General features: G+C 37.6%; 19 protein-coding genes. 8 read left to right on the plus strand and 11 right to left on the minus strand.

Annotation, left to right across the window (positions count from 1 at the left end; genetic code table 11):
• Window positions 1-378: 378 nt before the first annotated feature.
• Window positions 379-1,638, minus strand: a complete 1,260-nt coding sequence (locus tag NSQ14_RS18115; protein WP_346216668.1) for an ABC transporter substrate-binding protein — start codon at window positions 1,636-1,638, stop codon at window positions 379-381.
• 54 nt (window positions 1,639-1,692) lie between these two features.
• Window positions 1,693-3,993 carry a glycoside hydrolase family 65 protein gene (locus NSQ14_RS18120; protein WP_346216669.1) on the minus strand — a complete coding sequence of 767 codons (2,301 nt, stop codon included), beginning with the start codon at window positions 3,991-3,993 and terminating at the stop codon, window positions 1,693-1,695.
• Between the two features lie 154 nt (window positions 3,994-4,147).
• On the opposite strand from NSQ14_RS18120, the gene NSQ14_RS18125 reads away from it, so the two are divergent.
• The 3 genes from NSQ14_RS18125 (at window position 4,148) to bshB2 (ending at window position 6,530) form a co-directional block, all read left to right on the plus strand.
• Window positions 4,148-4,894, plus strand: coding sequence for an AraC family transcriptional regulator (locus NSQ14_RS18125; protein ID WP_346216670.1), 747 nt, complete (start codon window positions 4,148-4,150; stop codon window positions 4,892-4,894).
• 457 nt (window positions 4,895-5,351) lie between these two features.
• Window positions 5,352-5,699 (plus strand): YojF family protein, encoded by a 348-nt coding sequence (locus NSQ14_RS18130; RefSeq protein ID WP_034773334.1) that lies wholly within the window; start codon window positions 5,352-5,354, stop codon window positions 5,697-5,699.
• A 159-nt stretch (window positions 5,700-5,858) separates the two neighbouring features.
• Entirely contained in the window at window positions 5,859-6,530 is a 672-nt protein-coding gene (gene bshB2 / locus NSQ14_RS18135) for a bacillithiol biosynthesis deacetylase BshB2 (protein ID WP_216406129.1), read from the plus strand.
• Window positions 6,531-7,407: 877 nt separating this feature from the next.
• On the opposite strand, the gene NSQ14_RS18140 is transcribed toward bshB2, so the two are convergent.
• The 6 genes from NSQ14_RS18140 to NSQ14_RS18165 form a co-directional block, all read right to left on the minus strand.
• The gene (locus NSQ14_RS18140; RefSeq protein ID WP_346216671.1) at window positions 7,408-7,674 is read right to left on the minus strand and encodes a hypothetical protein; all 267 of its coding nucleotides are present in this window, start codon (window positions 7,672-7,674) and stop codon (window positions 7,408-7,410) included.
• Between the two features lie 45 nt (window positions 7,675-7,719).
• Entirely contained in the window at window positions 7,720-9,399 is a 1,680-nt protein-coding gene (locus NSQ14_RS18145) for an acyl-CoA dehydrogenase family protein (protein ID WP_340500325.1), read from the minus strand.
• Window positions 9,399-10,913 (minus strand): long-chain-fatty-acid--CoA ligase, encoded by a 1,515-nt coding sequence (locus NSQ14_RS18150; protein WP_346216673.1) that lies wholly within the window; start codon window positions 10,911-10,913, stop codon window positions 9,399-9,401. Before NSQ14_RS18150 ends, NSQ14_RS18145 begins: the two co-directional genes overlap by 1 nt.
• A 1-nt stretch (window position 10,914) precedes the next feature.
• The gene (locus NSQ14_RS18155) at window positions 10,915-11,304 is read right to left on the minus strand and encodes a MerR family transcriptional regulator (protein WP_041903612.1); all 390 of its coding nucleotides are present in this window, start codon (window positions 11,302-11,304) and stop codon (window positions 10,915-10,917) included.
• A gap of 508 nt (window positions 11,305-11,812) precedes the next feature.
• Window positions 11,813-13,489: an alpha-glucosidase gene (locus NSQ14_RS18160; RefSeq protein WP_343191638.1), complete on the minus strand. Its 1,677-nt coding sequence runs from the start codon at window positions 13,487-13,489 to the stop codon at window positions 11,813-11,815.
• 382 nt (window positions 13,490-13,871) lie between these two features.
• The gene (locus NSQ14_RS18165; protein WP_251241462.1) at window positions 13,872-14,897 is read right to left on the minus strand and encodes a LacI family DNA-binding transcriptional regulator; all 1,026 of its coding nucleotides are present in this window, start codon (window positions 14,895-14,897) and stop codon (window positions 13,872-13,874) included.
• A gap of 452 nt (window positions 14,898-15,349) precedes the next feature.
• Here NSQ14_RS18165 and NSQ14_RS18170 point away from each other — a divergent pair, with 452 nt between their 5' ends.
• From NSQ14_RS18170 to NSQ14_RS18180, 3 genes are all read left to right on the plus strand, one after another.
• The gene (locus NSQ14_RS18170) at window positions 15,350-16,702 is read left to right on the plus strand and encodes an ABC transporter substrate-binding protein (RefSeq protein ID WP_041845922.1); all 1,353 of its coding nucleotides are present in this window, start codon (window positions 15,350-15,352) and stop codon (window positions 16,700-16,702) included.
• A gap of 246 nt (window positions 16,703-16,948) precedes the next feature.
• Window positions 16,949-17,794 carry a sugar ABC transporter permease gene (locus tag NSQ14_RS18175; protein WP_343191640.1) on the plus strand — a complete coding sequence of 282 codons (846 nt, stop codon included), beginning with the start codon at window positions 16,949-16,951 and terminating at the stop codon, window positions 17,792-17,794.
• A complete protein-coding gene (locus tag NSQ14_RS18180) occupies window positions 17,794-18,633 on the plus strand; it encodes a carbohydrate ABC transporter permease (RefSeq protein WP_034773350.1) in 840 nt (279 codons plus the stop codon). The genes NSQ14_RS18175 and NSQ14_RS18180 overlap by 1 nt, the downstream gene beginning before the upstream one ends.
• Window positions 18,634-18,796: 163 nt before the next feature.
• Here NSQ14_RS18180 and NSQ14_RS18185 read toward each other — a convergent pair whose 3' ends face one another.
• The 3 genes from NSQ14_RS18185 to NSQ14_RS18195 form a co-directional block, all read right to left on the minus strand.
• Window positions 18,797-19,114 carry a DUF3784 domain-containing protein gene (locus tag NSQ14_RS18185; protein WP_346216675.1) on the minus strand — a complete coding sequence of 106 codons (318 nt, stop codon included), beginning with the start codon at window positions 19,112-19,114 and terminating at the stop codon, window positions 18,797-18,799.
• A gap of 583 nt (window positions 19,115-19,697) precedes the next feature.
• Entirely contained in the window at window positions 19,698-20,459 is a 762-nt protein-coding gene (locus NSQ14_RS18190) for an NAD(P)/FAD-dependent oxidoreductase (protein ID WP_346217135.1), read from the minus strand.
• A 1,278-nt stretch (window positions 20,460-21,737) separates the two neighbouring features.
• Window positions 21,738-22,487 carry a trypsin-like serine peptidase gene (locus tag NSQ14_RS18195; RefSeq protein WP_346216676.1) on the minus strand — a complete coding sequence of 250 codons (750 nt, stop codon included), beginning with the start codon at window positions 22,485-22,487 and terminating at the stop codon, window positions 21,738-21,740.
• A 276-nt stretch (window positions 22,488-22,763) separates the two neighbouring features.
• Here NSQ14_RS18195 and NSQ14_RS18200 point away from each other — a divergent pair, with 276 nt between their 5' ends.
• Both NSQ14_RS18200 and NSQ14_RS18205 read left to right on the plus strand, forming a co-directional pair.
• Window positions 22,764-23,018: a hypothetical protein gene (locus NSQ14_RS18200; protein WP_041845918.1), complete on the plus strand. Its 255-nt coding sequence runs from the start codon at window positions 22,764-22,766 to the stop codon at window positions 23,016-23,018.
• Between the two features lie 110 nt (window positions 23,019-23,128).
• On the plus strand, window positions 23,129-23,800 hold the full coding sequence (locus NSQ14_RS18205; protein ID WP_034773360.1) for an ABC transporter ATP-binding protein: 672 nt from the start codon (window positions 23,129-23,131) through the stop codon (window positions 23,798-23,800).
• Window positions 23,801-23,829 lie beyond the last annotated feature (29 nt).

Here is a 23,829-nt window from a genome sequence, read left to right on the forward strand (position 1 = left end):
TATTTTGGACGAGTAGCCTGTTCGGTAGCTCATCCGTCTTATTTATATATTATCATTATAAATTTGGACGCATTGGATAAGTTGCATATTGGGTAGATCATTCAATTTATTGAAAAGTTGAACGCGTTGAACAAGTAGCAATTGCTAGCTCATCCATTCTATTTGAACACCATTACCATTCATAAAGAAAACTCGGCGACTGCCTAGCCTTTAGGCGATGGCATAGCCGTAGTTGCACTTATACTTAATTCTTAAAATTTCCCACTACGTCGAATTCGCTTCTTTGCTGGAAATTTATACTTTCTTAACGTATAAAAAAGTCGGACGCGCCGATCAAATGAAATCGGCGAGTCCCAAAGTATTTATTCATTACTGCACTTATTTAATTGCATTTTGGAACGCATTATCCAAACTCTTAATAAACTGATCCCCGGTTATATCTTTATTTAAGAAAAATTGTTGTGTCGCCGGTGTGAAATCATTAACGATCAAGTTTGGCGGATAATAGCTATGTGACCACGGAATTGTTTCACCGCTATTGGAAGCTTCCAACACCGCTTGCGATAACGGATCAAGATTGTTAGCTTCAATATTGGTCATGGCCGGAACAAAACCAAATTCTTCAACAATATATTTTTGACCTGTTTCGCTGGAGACCATCCAATTTAAGAAGTCGACAGCTGCCTGTACTTCTGCATCATCCTTCGTTCCATTTACAGCCCAATAAGCACCGACACCAACCGCTAATTTATCATTTCCGGCTAACGGGAACGGCATCATCCCAACTTCAAAATCCAAATCATAATCAGCAAGCATAGTTGCTGCCCAGTTTCCTTGATGAATCATAGCCGTTTTACCGCTTGCAAAATCACCTATTTCTTCATCATATGTTACATCCAATGGACTATTGGAATATTCACGAATTGCTTCCATAAATTTACCGAATTCTTTAAACTCAGGTGTTTCAGCCATTGTAACATCGCCGGCTTCCATTTTATCAATAAAAGCATAATTATCTTCTTGAAGTGAGAATGGATAGTTACTCATATGCCCAATTAAGAAATATGCTTCTTGTGACAGCCCGAATGGATTAATTCCTTGTTTTTTCAAATTTTGTAAAGTACTTACAAAGGAATCGTAATCTTTTACATCCTCAGGTTTCACTAAATCTTTATTGTACACAATTCCAAACCCTTCAACGCCATATGGAAGACCAACAACTTTATCATCCATCTTCAATTCCATTTTCGGTGCAATATTTGGTACAAACTCAGCATCACTTAAATCAGCCACATATGATTTTAGTTTTTGCGCCTGTCTGAGACCTTCCAAAGTAAAAATTGACGGGCCTTGGTCGCTGTTCAATTTAATTTGTAATTGTTGGAAATAATCATCACCGGTCGTTCCCCAAATTTCCACTTTTACACCGGTTTCTTTTTCATATTCTTTCGCAAGTGCTTCCAGTTGATCTGAAATTTCTACTTTACTTTGGAAAATGGTGATCTTTTTCCCTCCGCCATCATCCCCTGAATCATCTTTCTTTGCTTTATCATTGTTTCCACCACCACAAGCTGTTAAGACCAGCGATATAACAACCATTAACAAAAAGGCAAGCCAAGATTTCTTTCTGAATTTCATTATTGGTTCCCCCTCTTTTTTATCAGTTTATTTATTAAAACCATTATGAAATGGTTATAACCTGACTCCACTTTCTTTCTTCATCATTGGAACGATTAAACTTGATTGTTCACTTACCTGAAATGTTTTACTGTAAACAGAAACTTTTAATGGATTTCCGCTGATTTCAATGACGATACGCTCTTTTTCAACTTTCAAATGAATCGCCCTTCCACAATATTGGAGTGAACATTCGTATCCTTCCCACTTACTGGGTAAAGCCGGGTTAAAATGAAGACCATCTTCTTTTATTCTAAGACCTGCAAAGCCAAATACGATGGCTAACCACGTACCGCCCATATTCGCCAGATGAAGACCATCTTTTGTGTTTCCATGGGTGTTGTCCAAATCAAGTCGGGCCGTTTCAATAAAGTATTGATAGGCTTTTTCAATGTCACCTATTTTCGCTCCCATAATGCTAAAGATACAAGATGAAAGCGAAGAATCATGGGTCGTGATTCCTTCATAGTAAAAATATGAATTTGTCATTGTTTCTTCGGTTACTTCATCTTCTAAAAGAAAATGGGCTAAAACCGTATCCGCCTGTTTGCATACTTGATACCGATATAAAGTTAACGGATGATAATGCAGCAGTAACGGATAATGATCCTTTGGTGTATGTTCAAAATCCCAAACCGCCTTTTGTAAAAACGTGTCGTCTTGCGGATTGATTTTTAATTGCTCATCATAAGGTAAAAACATTTTTTTTGCCGCTTCTTGCCACATGTCCGGCTCATCGTTCTCTAACTGAATTTTTTCTTTTAGTTCTGCCAGTAACTCCGGCGCATCTTTTTCCAGCTTTTTAAATGCCTTTACCGCCCATTTCAAATTGTACTTAGCCATCACATTCGTATAGTAATTGTTATTGACAATGGCCGTATATTCATCCGGACCGGTAACCGCATCGATTTTAAACTGCCCCCCGGTAAAATGACCGACTTCCAACCAAAGTCTGGCTGTTTCAAATAACAATTCGGCAGCGTACGAACGAAAGAACGCTTCATCCTTTGTCGCTAAGTAATATTGCACAAATCCGTAGGCGATATCGGCACTTATATGGTATTGGGCAGTTCCGGCGGGAAAATAGGATGAACATTCTCCACCGGCAATCGTCCGCCACGGAAATAAAGCGCCTTTTCGATGACCCATTTCTTTTGCACGCTTTCTCGCATGATCCAAAATGGAATAACGATACAAGAGCAACTGCTTGGCAATTTCCGGTTTGGTCATAATAAAGACGGGAAGCATATAAATTTCTGTATCCCAGAAATAATGACCTTCATACCCTTCTCCGGACAAACCTTTCGCGGCAATATTTGAAAGCGGATCTCGCCCGGCCGACTGAAGCAGATGATAAAGATTAAAGCGGATTCCTTCCTGGACTTTATCATCCCCATGAATAACGATATCGGCATGGTTCCAAAATTTTTGTACATAATCAATTTGTTCGCTAAGTAATTCTTCAAAAGTTACGGTCTTTAATTGATTTTGAAGATCTATGCCCTTTTCGCTAAGATTTTCACCATGTCTGCGTGTGTCAACATAAATATTTCGTTTTTCCACTGTTCTTGGTTTGTCAAGGAAAAATTCAATCGTTGTTTCAACGGATTGGTCCCTCACCTGATCCGTTCGTGTTCCCTCAACATATTGATAAGATGTAATACAGGCTGTTTGTAACCCGGAATTTGTTGTTTGATTGACAACAACCGCATACTCTCCAACCATTTTCGATTCGATTGTAGTCAGTAATTTTCCATGCCCGGACCCTACACGCGGATCATTTTCATTGACATAATTTTTGACATCCCCATTGACAGTAGAGACTATTTTTACCTTCCCGAAAAAATTAATCGGTTCAATTTTTATTTGTATAGAAAACAGCTCTTTCTTCTCGAAGGAGACAAATCTACGAAAATATGATTTCAGCTCTTTTCCTTTGGGCGAGCACCAATGAATCAAACGTTCCGTATAGCCTTTGTCAAGTTGCAGCTTTCGTTCATATGCCTTTACTTCACCGGTAAACAGATTGAAAGGTTCTTCATCTGTACCTAACAAAATATTCACTTGCCCGGCATCGATCACATTGACAATTTTTTGCTGGGATGAGGGAAAGCCATACAGTTTTTCCCCGTAAGGAATCTCAGTAATATCATAGAAAGCATTGATATAAGTTCCTTTGATCGTAGGGTCCGTTTCCCGATAACCTTCTTCAAAATTTCCCCTGACGCCTAAATATCCATTGGCTAATGAAAATAAACTTTCTTCAACTATTAACCGTTCGGGATTAATTGATTGACTCTTTATTGTCCAAGTCATGCAAAACACTCCGATGTTCATTTTTGTTAAGAATTTATATACTTCAATCTGTTACATTTTCTGTGATTCTATTTGTATTCTAGTGTGAAATCGTTTACAATTATATTAAGTTTTTTAGGATTTTGTTAATATTTTTAGGAAATTAGGTGGTATGATGGATGCCTCTCTACAAAAGAAAATTGTCAAACAATATTACAAAGCAAGAATTGAAAACCAAAAAAACGAATACTTACATCCCTCCTATCAACTTGAACAAAAACTAATTACTGCGATTAAGTTGGGAAATGAGAAGGAAGCCATCAGTACATTAAAGGAAATTAACAAACAAAAACGCGCAAAATTGGCGAATAACACCCTCCGATCGTTAAAAAATTCTTTAATTGGTTCTTGTACGATTTTTACACGAGCTGCCATCCAGGGCGGGCTTCATCCGGAAAGTGCCTACAATTTAAGTGATGTCCTCATTCAAGAAATCGAGAGTATGGATGATCCTGCTAAGCTTGAAGAGTTTGAAATAAATATGATCTATACTTTTATTCGGGAATTAAAAAATGAACAATTACCAAAGTACACCAATATTGTTATGCAAACAATTTCGTATATTCATGAACATATTCTTCATGAGCTTTCTTTAGAAAAAATTGCAAAGGATTTATATATTCATCCAAGCTACCTTTCTAATATTTTTAAGAAGGAGACCGGGACAACAGTTAGCAATTATATTAATCAAAAGAAAATTGAGGAATCCAAATACTTCCTGTTGCATTCCGAACTATCAATCTCTGATATTTCAAACCTTTTTCGTTTTTGCAATCAAAGTTATTACACCGCCTTATTTAAAAAATATACCGGTGTCACCCCAAAAAACTTTCGTGAGCTTAATCATCAAAATGAATCGTAATTAAAGGGTTTTGACTTGACTGGCTATCCGACATCGGCAACCCGTTGACATGATAGGTGCAACTGACTATCGATCCGAAATCTACCGGGAATTCTAATAGAGAGCAAGTGTTTTTACTTGATAACCGACTCGTATCGGCTGCCTATTGATTTGACCGATGCAACTGTAACGGGTTTTGACTTGACAGACGATTCGACATTTAAGGGCTTGGCGTTAAGCGAATAAGATAGGAAGAACAAGTCATATAACTTGTTGAAAATATGAGCTCCGCCGGCGATTAAATAAAGTGGGAAAACGCCCTGCTACTGCAGACGCATGTTTTCGTTTGCACATCATTGAGCATTTTTATAGAAATGCATTATCGGCACTTGACTCTATGAAACATGTATCATGCTTTTTTTCACTTCTTTTTGTAAAATAAATATATTATAGTGGTTCTTATAGGAGGTTTATCGGAATGCAAGCCATTGAAAAATCGGAAGTACAAAAACTTATCGATCAATTTTTGAATGAAGATGTTTATATCCATATAGAAACGACAAATGGCGCTTATGCCACCCATAATGATCCATCCTTTTTCAATGCAAGTGCGTTTATCCGAAATGCACGAATTCGTTATGAGCGGGGGAATATTACTGGTGACGGGCCGTTCCGAGTTGGTTTGAAAATGGAACTTGGCTGGATTTACGGGGAAGGTCTGACCCATTATGAATTAGATGAACAAGGTCGGCTGTTGATGGCAGGACTTGACCATACCGGAAAATTAGCGATTGCGTTTGAAATTAGCCGGACACCTTTTGAGTAAAAAATGTTGCGCTAAATTTTTGAAACAGGCGTACAAACTTATTGAAAGAAGGATTTTGATTTTTTAAAAAAAGAGCATTAAATTTTTGAAAGAAAGGTTTTGACTTTTTGAAGGGGAACGCTAACCTGCTCTAACTTCTTGAAAGGAGAATGATCGATGATTGAAAATGAAAGACATGTCCTAGTCGTATTCCCTCATCCGGACGATGAAGCATTTGGCGTATCAGGTACAATTGCTTCTTTTGTCAAGCAAGGGACACCGGTAACGTATGCTTGTTTAACGCTGGGTGAAATGGGGCGAAACCTTGGAAACCCTCCCTTTGCCACCAGGGAATCATTGCCAAAAATTAGGAAAACCGAATTACAAAACTCGGCAAAAGCAATGGGTGTAAAAGATCTCCGAATGCTTGGTTTGCGTGATAAAACCGTTGAATTTGAAGATGAGGAAAAACTGGCTGACCTGATTTCCGAAATGATTGACGAATTAAAACCAAGCTTAATCATAACTTTTTATCCGGGTTATTCGGTTCATCCGGATCATGAGGCAACCGGTCGGGCCGTCGTTCGTGCTGTGAGCCGCATTGCGAAAGAGGAACGCCCGAAACTTTACTGTGTCGCTTTTTCCAATAATTGTGAGGAAGAGTTAGGCAAACCGGATATTATCCATGATGTCTCGCAAGCAGCTAAGGAAAAACTGGGCGCTATCCAAGCACACAAAACTCAAACAGCTTTCTTTTACGATAATATGGCAAAAAGATTGGAAGCAAAAGACCCGGATGCTTTAAAATGGTTGCAATATGAACGGTTTTGGAATTATAAGTGGAATGATTGAAATTTTTAACAGATTTCTTTTGAATTTGTCTGGCAGTGAGAAGTAAACCAGGCTCGCCGGCAAAGTTGTGCTTTTCTCGGCCCAAGATGGTGACGAGATCGGGTCTCGTCACCAAAATTAGGCATTTTTTACTTCAAAATGACGAAGAGAATGGGTTTCGTCGCCAAAATAGGATGTTTTTCGCCCAAAAAAGGTGACGAGATCGAGGCTCGTCGCCAAAATAGGATGTTTTTCACCCAAAAATGGTGACGAGAAAGGGTCTCGTCGTCAAAATCGGGCATTTTTTACTTCAAAACGGTGACGAGAAAGGGTCTCGTCGTCAAAATAGTGCGTTTTTCACTGGAAAATGGTGACGAGAATAGGTTTCGTCGCCAAAATAGGATGTTTTTCGCCCAAAAAAGGTGACGAGATTGATTCTCGTCGCCAAAATCGGACATTTTTTACCTCAAAATAGCGACGAGAAAGGGGCTCGTCGCCAAAATCGGGCATTCTTTACCGCAAAATGGTGACGAGATTGATTCTCGTCGCCAAAATCGGGCATTTTTTACCTCAAAATGGTGACGAGATCGGGGCTCGTCGCCAAAATCGGGCATTTTTCACTTCAAAAAGGTGACGAGATTAGGTTTCGTCGCCAAAATTGGGCATTTTTTACCGCAAAATGGTGACGAGATTGATTCTCGTCGCCAAAATCGGGTATTTTTTACCGCAAAATGGTGACGAGATTGATTCTCGTCGCCAAAATCGGGCATTTTTCACTTCAAAACGGTGACGAGATTAAGTTTCGTCGCCAAATTGAGAGGTTTTCGACCAAAAACGGTGACGAGAACAAGCCTCGACGCCAAAAACGAGCATTTTTCGCCTCAAAATGGTGACGAGATTAGGTTTCGTCGCTAAAATTATGCGTTTCTTGCCTTAAAATAGCGACGAGAACGAGGCTCGTCGTCAAAATTGAGTAATTCCCACCCAAAAATAGCGACGAGAAAGGGGCTCGTCGCCAAAATCGGGCATTTTTCACTTCAAAAAGGTGACGAGAACGGGTTTCGTCGTCAAAAAAAGGAGTTTCCCGGCTCAAAATGACGGCGAGAACAGACTTTGTCGCCAAAATAGACCGCTGCTCGGACATTTCCTCCCCAATTTTATCCAAAACTCCCTCTTGGTTCGTTTTAAGTGATTCACCCCATGCTCATTCTCAATGATTGTTTACCTTATACAAAATTTCCTTCACCTCACGAACAATCTCAAAAAAATGCTTGTGCGGTAACATTTCCTGATCCAGCCCGTGATCAACGTAAATATGGTCAATAAAAATTTTCGCAATTACCTCATCCCGGTCATTTTCCACTCGTTCAATAGCATGGACGGTAAGCAGCAAATCGGTCATTTCACTGGCTAACCTTTTTGCATGATAAGTTAGAACAGGTTCATCCGCCGTAGCAAGGACAACCAACATTCGCTTTAATTTTGTCAATCGTTCCTGAATGATTGCCAACCTGCCATTTTCAAAAGACAGCTTCTCTAATTTTCCCCCGATCTGTTTCAAGAAAATATTATCCACCCGATATTTCTTTATTAAACGGAGGACTTCAAGCCCGAGAATATTGGCGGTACCTTCCCAGACGGTCAATACCTGGGCATCGCGCAAAAGCCTCGGCGTGACAAAATCTTCAATATACCCGTTTCCGCCGTGAGTTTCGATGGCGGTATGGGTAAAAGCAATTGCTTCGTCTGCAGTCCTTGCTTTTAACAAGGCAATATACAAACGATTCAAGGCGATTTGTTCCTCGGTTGCCATCTCCGGGTTTTGCATAACATAATCAAACAACTCAATTGCTTCAAACAATGCAGACAGCTCGACTTCATAGCGGGCTTGTAATGTTGCCAATGTTTCTTGCACCATCGGATATTGAATGATAGGATTTCCAAAAGCCGAGCGCCAATCGGCATATTCCACCGACTCTTTCAAAGCCCGCTTCATAATGCCTAGCGAGGCAATTGCATTACAAACACGCGATAAATTTAATGCTTCCATCATATAATAGAACCCTTTTTTCTCATCACCAACAAGATAAGCTTTTGCCCCGTCAAACTCAATTTCCGCAGATGGTACCGCCCGGACACCCAATTTATCTTTTAATCTCCTAACTTGAATATGATTTAGCGAACCATCCTCTTTTCGCCACGGAACTAAAAACAAGCTCAATCCTTTGGTACCCGGACCGTTCCCATCAATCCTGGCCAATACCGCCGCTACACCACATTGACCGGCATTGGAGGCAAAATATTTCTCCCCGTAAATTCGGAAATGGTCGCTTTCTCGAATTGCCCTCACCTCATTAGCACCCACATCGGATCCGCCCTGCCGCTCGGTCAAAAAGGTAGCCCCTTCATACAATTCTACCTCACCCGTTGATAACACATGGGGCAAGAAGCGCGCCTTCAGTTCATCGTCTGCATAATGATCGATCAAATAAGCAACCGCCATCGTCAATGTTACCGGACAATAAAACCCCGGCTCCACTTGAGATAACAAATAACCTTGGGCATAACTATACAGATAATTTCCTTTTTGGCCCAGCTCAGGTATTTCCTTATGAACATACCCGACAATCCCCGTATTATAAGTGTCTGCTACCGTTTTTTTATAACCTTCATTCACCCAAATCTCGGAAACTTCTTCCCCAAATTTATTATATTTTATTAGTTTCGGCTGCCCCTCCCGATCGGTATGAACCGCACGTATATCAAATTCCCGGTAACATTTATCATAAAATTTCTCCAGCTCACGAACAGCATATTCATACAAAGCCGGGTTCAATTTTTTCTTTAAAATTCGTAACAAAACCTGTTCTTGTATAAAAAATTCACGCATTACCGTTTCACTCCTTCACGCAATGGTTGTTTTAAAATTTTTCCTGTGGCATTTCGCGGCAGTTCATCAATTTGTTCATATAAACGCGGGATTTTGAAACCAGCAACTTTGTCTTTTAAAAATTCTTTACAAACGGTATCCAAATTCTGAATTGGTTTATTCGCAACTATGAAGGCTTTGACCGTCTCGCCCCACTCCGGATGAGGAACACCGATAATGGCCACATCAACAATATCCGGATGGGTTTTCAATATGTTTTCAATTTCTGCCGGGTAAATATTGACACCGCCGGAAATAATCATGTCCTTTTTCCGGTCAACAATCCAGATATACCCATCTTCATCAAATTTGGCCATATCTCCTGTATAAATCCAGCCGTCTTTCAATGTTTCCTTTGTTGCTTTTTCATTTTTGTAATAACCAACCATATTCCCTTCACCACGTAACAAGATCTCACCAATTTCACCCGGCTTAACATCTTCCCCGTTTTCATCAACAATGCGAATTTCACAATTAAGTGCAGCCCTTTTCCCCACACTGCCGGCCTTATGCGCATGGTCTTCCGGACTTAAATACGTACCGTTCGGACCCGCTTCCGTTAATCCGTATACACACATTAATTGATTGGTTTTAAACTTTTTTTGAATCAGTTGAACTTCTGTTGCGGATAACGGGGCTGCTCCATACACCCAACGTTTGACACTTGATAAATCATAATCATCAATATCAGGTTGATTTGCAGTTGCCAAATAAGCAATAGGTGCTCCGAAGAAATGCGTAATTTTTTCACTGGAAACAAGTTTCAACAGTAAGTCCGGCGTAAAGGTAGGTGCCAAAACATGCGTAGCGCCGACATAAGTACCTGCTACAAAAAATAAGTGCAACGGCGCAGAATGACTGAGCGGCATCATGTGCAAAAGCCGGGATTCATTATTTATTCCGGTTTCAATACACATCATCGTTGCAACCGTTAAAATGTTGCGATTGGAAAATAAAACACCTTTTGGCTGACCGGTTGTACCGGATGTATAGAGAATCGTAGACAAATCATCTTCTTTCAGTTGACAATCAAACGAATTAGTGGAACCGTTTTCAATTAAATCATAAATATTCTCTACTCCATCCACTCCATCCGCAGTTGAAATCCAAGTGACAAGATAGTCATTCGTGAGCGGAGCAACTTGGGTCCAAAGCAGGTGATGCCCGATAAATGCTTTTGCCTCACTATGTTCGATGATATATTTCAATTCTCCTGTAGACAGTTTTGCGTTGATCGGTACAATGATTGCCCCCAGTCGTTGTACAGCAAAATAACTATAGACAAATTCTATTGTATTTGGAGAAAATAAAATGACTTTATCTCCCGGCATTATACCGTATGTTTTTAATGCGTGGGCGAGCCGGGTAACCTTTTCATCAACCTCCTTGTAAGTTAGTCGGTCCGGTTCGGAAATGAAGCCGACCTTGTTTGGAAACTTTCTGGCATTGCGAGCCAATAATTCTGAAATATTCATGCTATTCCTCCCCTTTGATTTTATGTAATCGGTTTTGAAAATCGTTCAATAACTCTTCCATTTGACTTTTTAACCCCATCATATCCTGAATTTTTTCCTCCACCTCCTTAATCTTTTTCTTACCGTATTGTATTGTTGCTTCCAGTTGTTTTTCCCCGGTTCGGTCCTCGTCAAAAAGCGTAATCATCTCATGAATTTCTTCCAGCGAAAAACCAAATCGTTTTCCGCGCAAAATTAACCGAAGACGCGCCCGATCCCTTCTTGAATAAACTCTCTGCCCGCCATCTGTCCTTTTTGGGTGAATTAAACCAATTTCTTCATAATAACGAATCGTCCGCGTACTAATATCAAATTCCTCAGCTAAATTTGAAATTGTGTAATGGTCTGCCATAATACATCACAACTTTCCGAATACTTTTTCCTTATTCATAATATAGTTTACGTTAACGTTAATGTCAATATTTTTTAATAAAGAAAACTCGGCGACTGCCAAGCCTTCAGGCCACGGCAGAGCCGTAGTTGCGCTTATACTTAATTCTTAAAATTTCCCACTACGTCGAATTCGCTTCTTTGCTGGAAATTTATACATTCTTAACGTATAAGAAAAGCTTGGGCTACGACTGTGAAAGGGAAGAACTGCTTCAACAGTAAAGTCAAAAGTTCCGGCAGTACAACTCATGATTTCAGCAGATTAAAAATAACAGCATGGCACCGGGAATCACAAGCCACTTCAAAATTCTAGTAAAAACCTGACAGGAACCCGGCCCGATGATATTAAAAAAATCCATGGGAACCGCCCCCACGGATTTACGTGAATCATATTACCTGCTCGATTCATACGGGTTTAATAGATACACACCCGCTCCTTACTGGTTTAAGTACCACACCTACAAACCGTCTCATACGATTTTAAGTTCATACACACGTGTTTCATACGGGTTTAATAGAATTTCATCCGACAACTCGCTTTCTGCTTCAGGGTAGTTTTTCAATAATAGTGTAGACTCTTTATCTCTCAATTCGGCCGGACATGTAAATACCGTTTTTTCCTCACTGAAATTACAAATAATTATTGCTTGTTTTTCTCCCAATGTCCGGGTGTATACAAACAATTTCGGGTCTTCCGGATACAGTAAATCATATGTCCCATACATAAACAATTCATTTTCTTTTCTAATGCGAATCATTTGCTTATAAAAGTTCAAAATCGAATCCGGATCGTTTTCTTGTTGCTCGACATTGATATAAACATAGTTTTCATTTAAACCGAGCCACGATTTCCCAGCCGTTGTAAATCCGGCCATCGGTCCAGCGTTCCATTGCATAGGTGTCCTCGAATTGTCGCGTGACCGATTCCACACCACTTCCATTATTTCTTCATGGGGACGACCTTTTGCACGTTCTGCCTTGTAAAAATTCCGCATACTAATATCATCATAATCTTCAATGTTCGCAAACTTGACATTCGTCATACCAATTTCTTGTCCTTGATAAATAAAAGGCGTCCCCTGCATAAGGAAATAGAGGGCACCGAGCATTTTCGCACTTTCCTTCCAATACAAGCGGTCATTCCCAATATTGGAAACACTGCGGGGTTGATCATGATTTTCTAAAAATAATGCATTCCAGCCTATATTTTCCAAGCCTTTTTGCCATTTACTTAAGATTTTTTTCAAAGCTACCACATCTAGCGGCTTCTTTACCTCTTTATCCCAGAGACTTAAATGTTCAAATTGAAAAATCATATTCATATACCCGTTTTCTTCGCCAACCCAGCGGTCCGCATCTTCAATCGTAACACCGTTTGCCTCACCGACTGTCATAATATCATATTTTTTAAACGTATCTTTAGAAAAATCGCTTAACCACTCATCGATTCCTTCCACGTTTCGGGTATAATCCATTGCATCCACATAATCTAAATGATCCGGATTGGGCATATCAGGGAATCCGGGCTGTTTTTTAATATGAGAAATTGCGTCAATCCGAAAGCCGTCAATACCTTTGTCAAGCCACCAGCATACCATCTCTTTTAAAGTATCACGGACTTCTTTATTTTCCCAATTTAAATCAGGCTGTTTTTTTGAGAAGAGATGAAAATAATATTGACCAGTCTTTTCATCATATTCCCAAGTGGACCCTTCAAAAATCGATTTCCAGTTGTTCGGTTCCTTTCCATCTTTTCCATCACGCCAAATGTACCAATCCCGCTTCGGATTTTCACGGGAGGAACGGGATTCAATAAACCATGGATGTTCATCGCTTGTATGGTTAATGACAAGGTCCATAATTACTTTGATCCCTTGTTTATGGGCTTCATCTAATAATTTTTCAAAATCCTCCATTGTACCGAATTCATTCAATATATCTTGGTAATCGGATATATCATAGCCGTTATCATCATTTGGCGATTTATAGATAGGACAGAGCCAGATTACATCGATTCCTAGTCTTTTCAAATAATCAAGCTTTTCAACAACACCTTGTAAATCCCCTATCCCATCGCCGTTACTGTCTTTAAAACTGCGTGGATATATTTGATAGACAACGCTTTCTTTCCACCACTTTTTCTTCATATAATTTCGTCTCCTTCTTTGACGTATATCAAAATTCTTAATAAAGTGAAACTTCCATCAGGGGGTTCATCCCCACTGATGGTTAGTTGAACCAATCGAGCACTTACGGGTACTTATCTTCCTCCTTTTTATCTTTGATTTACCTTGCCATTGGAGGAAGATTTCGTGACCGTTTGTGCGGGATAAAGCGAAACTTCCATCAGAGGGGGTCATGCCCTCTGATGGTTAGCCAGTCGAACCATTACGAACAGCCCGTCCCCACCTATCACCTTTTTAAACGTAGAATCTTTGCGGCAAGAGGTCTAACTTCTGTTGGCTATACAAAAACGGATACAAACGATTCAAATGGTACCCTTTCATTTTTCGGTAAATTTGCCAATGTTCATGGAATCATTTTTTTACAAGAATCCCTTTCAACAATCTTCGTTGGAATAATTAAACTTTTCTTCAGCGCATTCGGTTCATTAATTTGCTCAATGACCGTTTTAGCTGCTTCATATCCTAATTGAAAAATTTGTATATCCACTGAAGTTAATCTAGGGTTTGAGACTCTTGATATGGTTGAATTATTAAAACAAATAACACTTACATCTTCCGGCACTTTTAAGCCGATTTTAGATAAGGCGGACAATACAATTAATGCATTTAAATCATCCGTAAGAACCATTGCTGTAGGAGGCACAGGTAAAGACATTAGTTCATGAATCACTTGCACGCCTTCATCATAGTTGTAATTAATATTTTTGATATACTCATCGCAAATTTCTAACTGGTTTGCCAGTAAAGATTGTTGAAACCCGGCCAATCTCGCATTCGTTACTTCATATTTTTTATCGTCCCCTATAAAAGCAATTCGCTTATGACCAAGTTTGATTAAGTATTGTGTCGCATCCATTGCGGCGTGGATATTATCATTATCAACATAAGCAATTTTATTGACATCTTTTGTCGGCTTACCTAATATGACAAAAGGAATTTGACTTTGAATTAAATAATCGACAACCGGGTCATCTTTTTTTGAATATAAGACTAAGACGCCATCCACTTGTTTTCCATTCACCATTCTTAAGACATCTTGGAATAAATCTTCCTCAGACTCCCCTGTAGAAAGCCGAATACTGTATTCATATTTGTTGCATACATAACTGATTCCTCGAAGTACTTCCGGAATGAACGTTGTGTGAACCGCTTCACTAGCAGAATGTTTCATAATCACTCCAATGGTTTTGGTTGTTTGTTGGACCAAAGATCTGGCATTCAAATTTGCGTGATATCCGAGTTCTTCAATGACCTTCCTCACATGCTTCTTTGTTTTTTCACTGATTTTCGGACTATCTGACAATACTCTTGATACCGTTGAAATAGAGACATTTGCCTTTTTTGCTACATCTTTTATCGTTACCGCCACGTATTTTCCACCGACCTTCTCATTTCCGAAATGAATATTTCTTATCTTATTATATTTACTAATTTGGACTGGGTTAAGTAGCGTAAAAAATTTTCTTCCGCTTTGCAAAATTTTTACAAGTTTCCTGATGTGAGCAAATATTTACTTTCATATAGGGATAACGTTTGCACAATGTATTCTCATATTACCATTTATCATTGTACAAATCAATCGCAATAAAGGAGACCCGATTCCTAATATTTCTACATAAAACTCCACATTTGACTATTTTAGACAAGTGAATTTCTTGACCAATATTTTTATCTGTGCTATATTTAACCTATGAAAACGTTTGCCCTTTGACGCGGGTTACTCTATCATCTGGTACACGTTTATAAGAATTTAAGCTTGTGTTGTATATGACACGGGTTTTCGGCAAATGGTTTCACATTTACAAAGGGAGGTCTTATTTAATGAACAAGAAATGGTTCATGGTGTTATTCTCAATTGTACTTTCTATCGGAGTTCTTGCAGGATGTTCAGGCGGTTCTGATGAAAAAGCTTCCGGTGGTAAGGATGATAAAGGCTCTGTATACTATTTAAATTTCAAGCCGGAAATTGCTGATCAAATTAAACAAATGGCAAAAGATTTCACAAAAGAAACCGGCATTAAAGTTACGATGACTACAGCTGCAGGCGGTACATATGAATCCACATTGAAAGCTGAAATCTCAAAATCTGAAGCTCCAACCATTTTCTTTATTAACGGACCTATTGGTTATTCGAACTGGAAAGATTATACATTAGATTTATCAGATTCCGATATTTATAGCTGGTTGTTAGATAAAGATATGGCTATTAAAGGAGACGATGGCGGCGTTTATGGTGTTCCGATTGCTGTTGAAGGCTATGGAATTATCTATAACAAATCGATTATGAATAAATACTTTTCATCTGCTAACAAATCAACTGAATACACATCAATGGATGAAATTAAAAACTTTGATGCGTTAAAAGCCGTTGTTGAAGATATGACAAAATTAAAAGACGAATTAGGGATTGAAGGGGTCTTTTCTTCTACATCTTTGGCATCCGGCGAACAATGGAGATGGACCACTCATTTAGCTAACTTACCAATATACTATGAATACAAGGATAAAAAAGCAAACTCTTTAGATAAAATTGATTTTACTTATGGGAATAATTTTAAAAATATCTTTGACTTGTACTTAAACAACTCAGCAGTAAAACCGACTTTACTTGGTAGTAAAACAACTGACGACTCCATGGCTGAATTTGCACTCGGAAAAACCGCCATGGTACAAAACGGCAACTGGGCTTGGAATCAAATTGCGGATGTTGACGGTAACGTTGTAAAAGCTGAAGATATCGGGTTCCTTCCAATATATACCGGAGTTGAAGGTGAAGAACATCAAGGTCTTGCCATCGGTACGGAAAACTACTTAGCGATTAATGCAAAAGCTTCCAAGAAAGATATTGAAGCTTCCAAGAAATTTATTGACTGGATGTTCAACTCTGAAAAAGGAAAAGACTATGTGGTAAACAAATTTGGCTTTATCCCGACATTCAACACATTTGGTGAAAATGAAATTCCAACCGATCCATTGGCACAAGCTGTTATTGCCGATATGGGAAACAAGGAAACAACACCTGTTGATTGGGTATTTACAACATTCCCAAGCGAAAATTTCAAAAATGAAGTTGGGAACTCGTTATTGCTTTACGCACAAGACCAAGCAAAATGGGAAGACGTGGTAAAAACATTTAAGAAATCGTGGGAATCAGAAATGTCATTAAAACAATAAAATCCCCCTCACATTCATATAGGTCTTTCCGGGCAATTGAACCGGGAAGACCATTTTACAAGGATTTTACGCAGTTACCGGAAAAAGTGCGAAATATTCTTGCTAAACATCGTATTTAGATGTATTTTCAGGTTTTAGCATATTATACATTGTGTTAGTAAATCTATTTCAGTGGCGTCGGATTTTACAAATTTCGTGTTTACCAATTTTGGGATTTATCCTTTTAGAAGAGTGTGGTGAAAGATTATGAATAAATCATTAAAGAAATATTTCCCGATCTTTGCATTACCGACCATTGTCGCATTTGTCATCTCTTTTGTAATACCGTTTATCTTGGGGCTTTATTTATCTTTTACCAAATTTAATACGGTAACAGATGCGGAATGGATTGGTTTAAAAAACTATATAACGGCATTTGCCAATGACACTACCTTTTTACAATCTTTATGGTTCACCGTAAAATTTACGGTTGTGTCCGTTATTACCATTAATGTTATTGCTTTGATACTGGCCGTGCTGTTAACCGGTACCCTTAAGGGAACAAACCTTTTTCGAACGGTATTTTTTATGCCGAACTTAATCGGCGGGATTGTACTCGGATATATTTGGTTATCCATTATTAACTCATTCCTTTATAATTTTGATTTGACAATTACTTATGATGCCAAATACGGTTTCTGGGGCCTGGTCATCATGATGAACTGGCAATTAATCGGCTATATGATGATTATTTATATTGCCGGCATTCAAAATGTACCGATGGAGCTCATTGAAGCGGCAAAAATTGACGGAGCAAGCAGATTCCAAATTTTAAGGAAAGTAACATTGCCTCTTGTTATGCCTTCAGCAACAATCTGTTTATTCCTTACTTTGACGAACTCCTTTAAACTATTTGATCAAAACTTAGCCTTAACGAACGGGGCACCGGGCGAATCCACAACAATGGTTGCCTTGGATATTTACAAAACATTTTACAGTAGGATGGGCTGGGAAGGTGTTGGTCAAGCGAAGGCGGTTATTTTCTTCTTTATTGTCGGAATCATTGCGATTACCCAAGTTGTATTAACTAGACGCAAGGAGGTCGAAAACTGATGAATGCAACAAAGAAAAGAACCAATAGTCTTGTTATTACCATTGTTTTATTCATCCTTGCTCTAGCCTTTTTAGCACCAATTTTTTTGATTTTTATTAACTCTTTTAAAGGGAAACTTTTTATTAGTGAAGACGTATTTTCCTTTCCGAATTCAAAGACCTTTGTCGGGTTGGAAAACTATATTCGCGGAATTGATACGGTTAATTTCTGGAACAGTTTTGGACTATCATTATTTATTACCGTATTTTCAGTGGCAGTTATCGTCCTCTGTACAGCGATGACAGCTTGGTATATTGTTCGCGTAAAAAATAAATTTACAAACTTCTTATATTATATGTTCGTCTTTTCGATGATTGTCCCGTTCCAAATGGTGATGTTTACGTTAACTTGGTTTGCCAATCGTTTGCATTTAGATAACCCGGTCGGGATTATTATCGTTTATCTCGGATTCGGCGCCGGTCTTTCGGTATTCATGTTCACCGGATTTGTTAAGGCCATCCCGCTTGAAATTGAAGAAGCAGCGATTATTGACGGTTGCGGTCCAATCCGGACATTTTTCTTAATCGTTCTGCCAATGCTAAAACCAACCGCAGTAACAGTGGCGATTTTGAATGCCATGTGGATTTGGAATGACTACTTACTTCCATATCTATTACTTGGAACGAATTACAAAACGATTCCGATTTCTATTCAATATTTGCAAGGCTCTTACGGCAACACCGATTACGGCTCACTGATGGCATTACTTGTATTATCCATTGTGCCGGTCATCATCTTCTACTTAGCTTGTCAAAAACATGTTATAAAAAGTATTACGGCCGGCTCGGTAAAAGGATAATAGTTTCACATCATATAAACCGGAATAAACGATGGAACAGTCTTTATTCCGGTTTATTTTTATTTTTTAAAAATCTCTATGTTTGAAGTTTCATTTTACTAAGGAGTGGAAAAATATCTATATTTTGTATAGATGGCGATCCCGCCTGTGAAAATTCACTGTTTTATTTTTTAAATCTATCGCCTGTATACACGAAACACGTACCAAAAATAACAATGGCTATTAATAAAGTAAGCCCAACATTAAATAAAATTTTCATTTCAAAAAGACTGCTTAAAGCAAATAAAAGAAAGCTTAAACAAATTCCATACATCATTTTTCCCATAAATTTACATAAAGATACTTCGTCATATTGTTCTTTTTCACTTTCGGGCAAGTTATTATAACCAGCAAACAAAAATCCGCCTTTTCCCCTTGATAGAATGATAGCAAAAATCAAAAAAGGGATCATTATTATTAGATGTGCAATCGCCATCGCCATATTGTTCAGCTCCTTCGAGTAAACTTTTTTGCTCTTTCGTTGTTTAAAATTAAACCAATTGTCACACTAATTGTAAAATGACTTCTGGCAAAAAATACACCATGAACCAAAATTTAATATTAAGTGCTATTTTGTTTCGGTGTTTTTTGGGACACTATTCTTTGAAGCATAGGTCTTCTTTACCCTTAAGAATGAAAACTTATTAAGGTAGCCTTTAAAATCCCGAATCGGCTTCATATCCTTTCCAATCAATTTTATACACCATTACCAAATCTAAATCATCACAAAAAGCAAACTCTATGTTTACCTTTTTAGTTTTATCAAAATACCCAATAATTTCTTCCCCAGCGTCTTCCCTTTCAAAGTAATTTTCTCCATATACATCAATGACTTTCTTTTTTGAGTTGCCTATTTAAATTACTTTTTGTGTTATGTATTTTTCTTTGAATATGACTAAACTTAATAGCCTTGTACATTTCCGATAAAATTTATGCATAAACAAATCTCCTTTAAAAAAGACCGACAAGGGGATTTGGTCTTCAAATAATAGTACCAATATCCTTCTGCAGATAGATTGTTTACACTATAATCGAATAGAACTTGCAAATTGCAGCGAACCTTCCCGGTCAAAGCCGTAACTGACAATCAGATGATCGGTGTCAATTGCATTTGTTTCCTCGGTTACCACATTTTTAACTACGACTTGTTTTATTTTATTTCGATGATTATGGGGAATCAATGTCTCAATTGTTGAATTCAGTAAAATGGTGGCATTCCTTTTTCGCAACAGTTCAACTTGGGCTTCATGTGCGGGAAAATCCCCTTGTCTATAGACTACGATTACATGTTTGGCAATATCTAACAGTTCAACCGCCCAATCAATAGCCCCATTTCCCCCACCGGAGACTACCACTGTTTTTTGATAAAAGAGTTTTAATGATGGCACAGTATAATGCAAAGTTTCCCCTTCAAACTTCTCTGCCCCGGGACAATCTAACCGTTTTGGATGAATAATCCCACCACCGACAGCCAAAATAATCGATTTCGTCTCGTGTATTTCTCCATGATTTGTTGTAATGAGGAAGTGTTTGTCTGCAGTTTTTTCAACATATTCCACTTTTGTGTCCAGACAAACAGTTGGTTCAAACGTGAGCGCTTGGTCTACCAATTGTTTCACGAAAGTATGACCTGGCACTGGCGGCTGTCCCCCAACATCCCAAATCATTTTTTCCGGATAAAGTAAAACTTTCCCGCCGAGTTTTGATTGGGATTCAATTAATTTTGTTTTCATCCCCCGTAATCCGCTATAAAAGGTCGAATACAAGCCGGCAGGTCCACCGCCAATTTCGTCACATCAAACATTTCCGTCATGCCAATCCCCCTGTTCTTCTATTTATGTAAAAAGCATATGAATTTCTTGATTATTTAGGATCTATTCTTAAAAATTGTCGCATTTCTCGGTAAAGAGGTTTTCAACGATTTGCAACTAATCTGTCTCACCTCAAGAAAACCCACTGTCTCCGTATCTTATAAAAACAAAGTTGAAGAAAACCGTCTTCATATATGTTTTTGGTTGAAGACATAAAAATGATGATGATTTTATTAAAAAAGGCAAAAATAATTACTAATAGTAGAATACACGATAATGATAATGATAATCATTTTCAATTATAAATTAAATTTTTTTAAAAGGGAATAAAATGGAGGGGTAAGTGTAGGGTAAAAAACCAAACAACTGTCCAGGGGAAGGGATTAAGTTTTCAAATTGCTCAAAGATTATTGGAGCTAATAGTTGCGGGAAAATCAAATCTGGTAAAAGCAATTATGGGGTCATAAAATACCACGCTTTAATTTTTGCTAAAAAAAAGCAGGGCAAAGTGCGGTCGGCCTGCAGAAACATAATTTTTTAGTTAAGTAAAGAGAAATTTAAAGACAAGAAATATTCCAATCGTATAAAGTAGTTGAATTGTAACAAAGAGGATATATCCTTTATTCCGGCTTTTTTGTTCATGCTTTTGATAATACTTAATGACAAGATATTCATTGGTAAAACTTGTAAGATTGACGAGCAATAAGAATAGAAAGGTTGTCATTATTGGATTTGAATAATTTAAAAAACTGAACGAAAAAAGTATAAGAGTACTACCTAAAAAAATGTACGAAAAATAAAAATCCCTTAACCTCACCGCCATTTTTCATTCCTCCTTAAATGGGAATATACTTATTTTGACAAAACCAACCTATTCATTAAACAATGATACAGTTGCCTTTATTTGACTATATTCATTATATAAATATTATATCAGTTTATTCAAAAAACTTCAGCATCCTTACCAAACCATTACTTGAAACTTTCGGATACTTGAAGTACCAAAAAGCGCACAAATTTAGTGGTACTCCTTATCCGCTCCCGCTTTCATCCCAACTACAAAGAAGTAGTTTTCTCATTGGAAAATTTGTAATTGAAATATGCTTTATTTTTCTTTTGTAATCGAGTTAATCACTTTTCCGCGATCCAACTCATGCACGGTGTCACAGAGGATTTCAAAATATAATTTACAAATTAGCTTGTTAGGATTTATTAATGCTTTAATCTCTACCGACATTAGTCTTGTAAAAGCATTTATTTTTCCAAAGCCCTTCTTATAAAGTTTTCCATTACTTTATTTACTTTAATTCCTCCATTCAAGCCATTAGTTCTGTACCTTCCTATATGTTTCCTATTATTTAAAATTGGGGCTCCCGATTGTCCTATTGACGTATCTATATCATAATAAAGATTAAAGTGATCCTCGCTTAATGCCCTTCCTTCCATTTCATATTGTGAGACTTTACCTGTTTCTTCAAGTTTATCAACAGGATAACCAATTACTTTAATAGGATTCCCTAAGGTATATTTAATGTTTTTAAAGTTCAGCCTCTCTATGTTATGTCCAATGGGTTTATTTAATTTTATTATGGCATAATCAAATTTAGGGTTCCCTGAATGAATATATTGCACTGGAACGATATATTCAATGGAATTTGCAGAACCAAAAGGAAATTCATCCTTATTTACTCCGGGATAAATTGTACTATTTCTATAATACTGTTTTGTGCCTGGATTATATACACTGTGGGCAGCTGTTAAAACCTTATCATCGTCAATAATCGTTCCCGTACACATTGAATCAAGAGAGAATAAGAAGGAAATAGATGAGTATGGCATTATTTCTGAATTTACTACTTCAGTCCTTCCATCTTCTCCAATAATTGAAAAAGGAGTAATAAATGTATTACTCCTTCCTTCAAAAGCACTTACATTAGTACTATTAGGTAAAATAAAAAGGGCCATAGTAAATATTAAAATAAAAAAATATCGACTATTTTTCACTTTATATATTCCTTTCACTTATTTTATTTTGAAGATTGATCATCATCTTTTTTTATCAATTCTCCAATTTTTGCAATTCCAAAAAAGACAAAATACATAATTGTGGAAAAAATTATTTCTGTATTAGAATTGAATTTGACAATATCCATACGTGGGATTGTAAATTCCATATAAAAAATAAATAATGATAATTGGATTATGTGAATGATGAAGTTTCCACCATATTTATTGAACCCCGTATAATTAACGATCGTTTCCAATAAAATACTAAAAGGGATGAGTAAGAGAAATCCAGCAAGTACATTCAAAGATAATAAAATTGGCTTCCTCGCTATTACCGATTATTATGAACTTTACCGTTTTTCCCCCGTCTCCTGGAGCAGTATTGACCGGATCGATATTGAAGGATTAACACAAATGCCATCCATTACTTATATTTACATTGCCTTTGCTGTTCTTATTATCGGGTTAATTCTATCTGCCATACTTATTAATCGGAAACAATCGATTAATGTGTTGCCGCCTATTTAAGTAAATAATACTTTGGCTAGTGCCGAGCTTAAGCAGCGTAGGAATTCATAGTTTTTTAAATATTACTACTACATCGAATTCGTAACGTATAAGAAAGGAGCTTAATAAAAATGGAAGCCGCCATTAAGGTTGAAAATATAACAAAGAAGTTTGGCGAGACTACGGTTTTGGATGGTATCTCCCTCACATTTGATAAAAATAAAATCCACGGGTTAATCGGTAGAAATGGCTCAGGCAAAACCATGTTACTAAAATGTATCTGTGGGTTTGTCATACCAACTACCGGAACTATTTACGTAAATGGCATGCAAATCGGTAAAGACCTGGATGTCCCGGAAAGTGTTGGAATTATCATCGAAGCACCTAGCTTTTTGCCCAATTATGACGGATATACAAATTTAAAATTTTTGGCTGCTATCAATAATATCATTTCAAAAGAACAGATCTATGCGGTAATTGAAAAAGTTGGACTGGATCCGAAGAGTAAACGACCTGTCGGTAAATATTCATTAGGGATGCGTCAAAGACTTGGAATCGCACAGGCTTTAATGGAAGACCCGGATATACTTATCCTCGATGAACCAATGAATGGTTTGGATAATCAAGGTGTTGCTGATATTCGCAAGCTACTACTTGAGCTTCGAAATCAGGGAAAAACGATTATTCTAGCCAGTCATGGAAAGGAAGATATTGAAATCCTCTGTGACACCGTGCATGAGTTGGATCGGGGAAAAGTGATTAACTCGATCATAAAAGAAAGAAAAGACATATTGTTTAATTAACAGAGGAGAATAAAATTACCATAATTAAG

Origin of the sequence: Caldifermentibacillus hisashii, assembly GCF_039654145.1 — a bacterium.
GTDB classification, from domain to species: Bacteria; Bacillota; Bacilli; order Bacillales; family Caldibacillaceae; genus Caldifermentibacillus; species Caldifermentibacillus hisashii.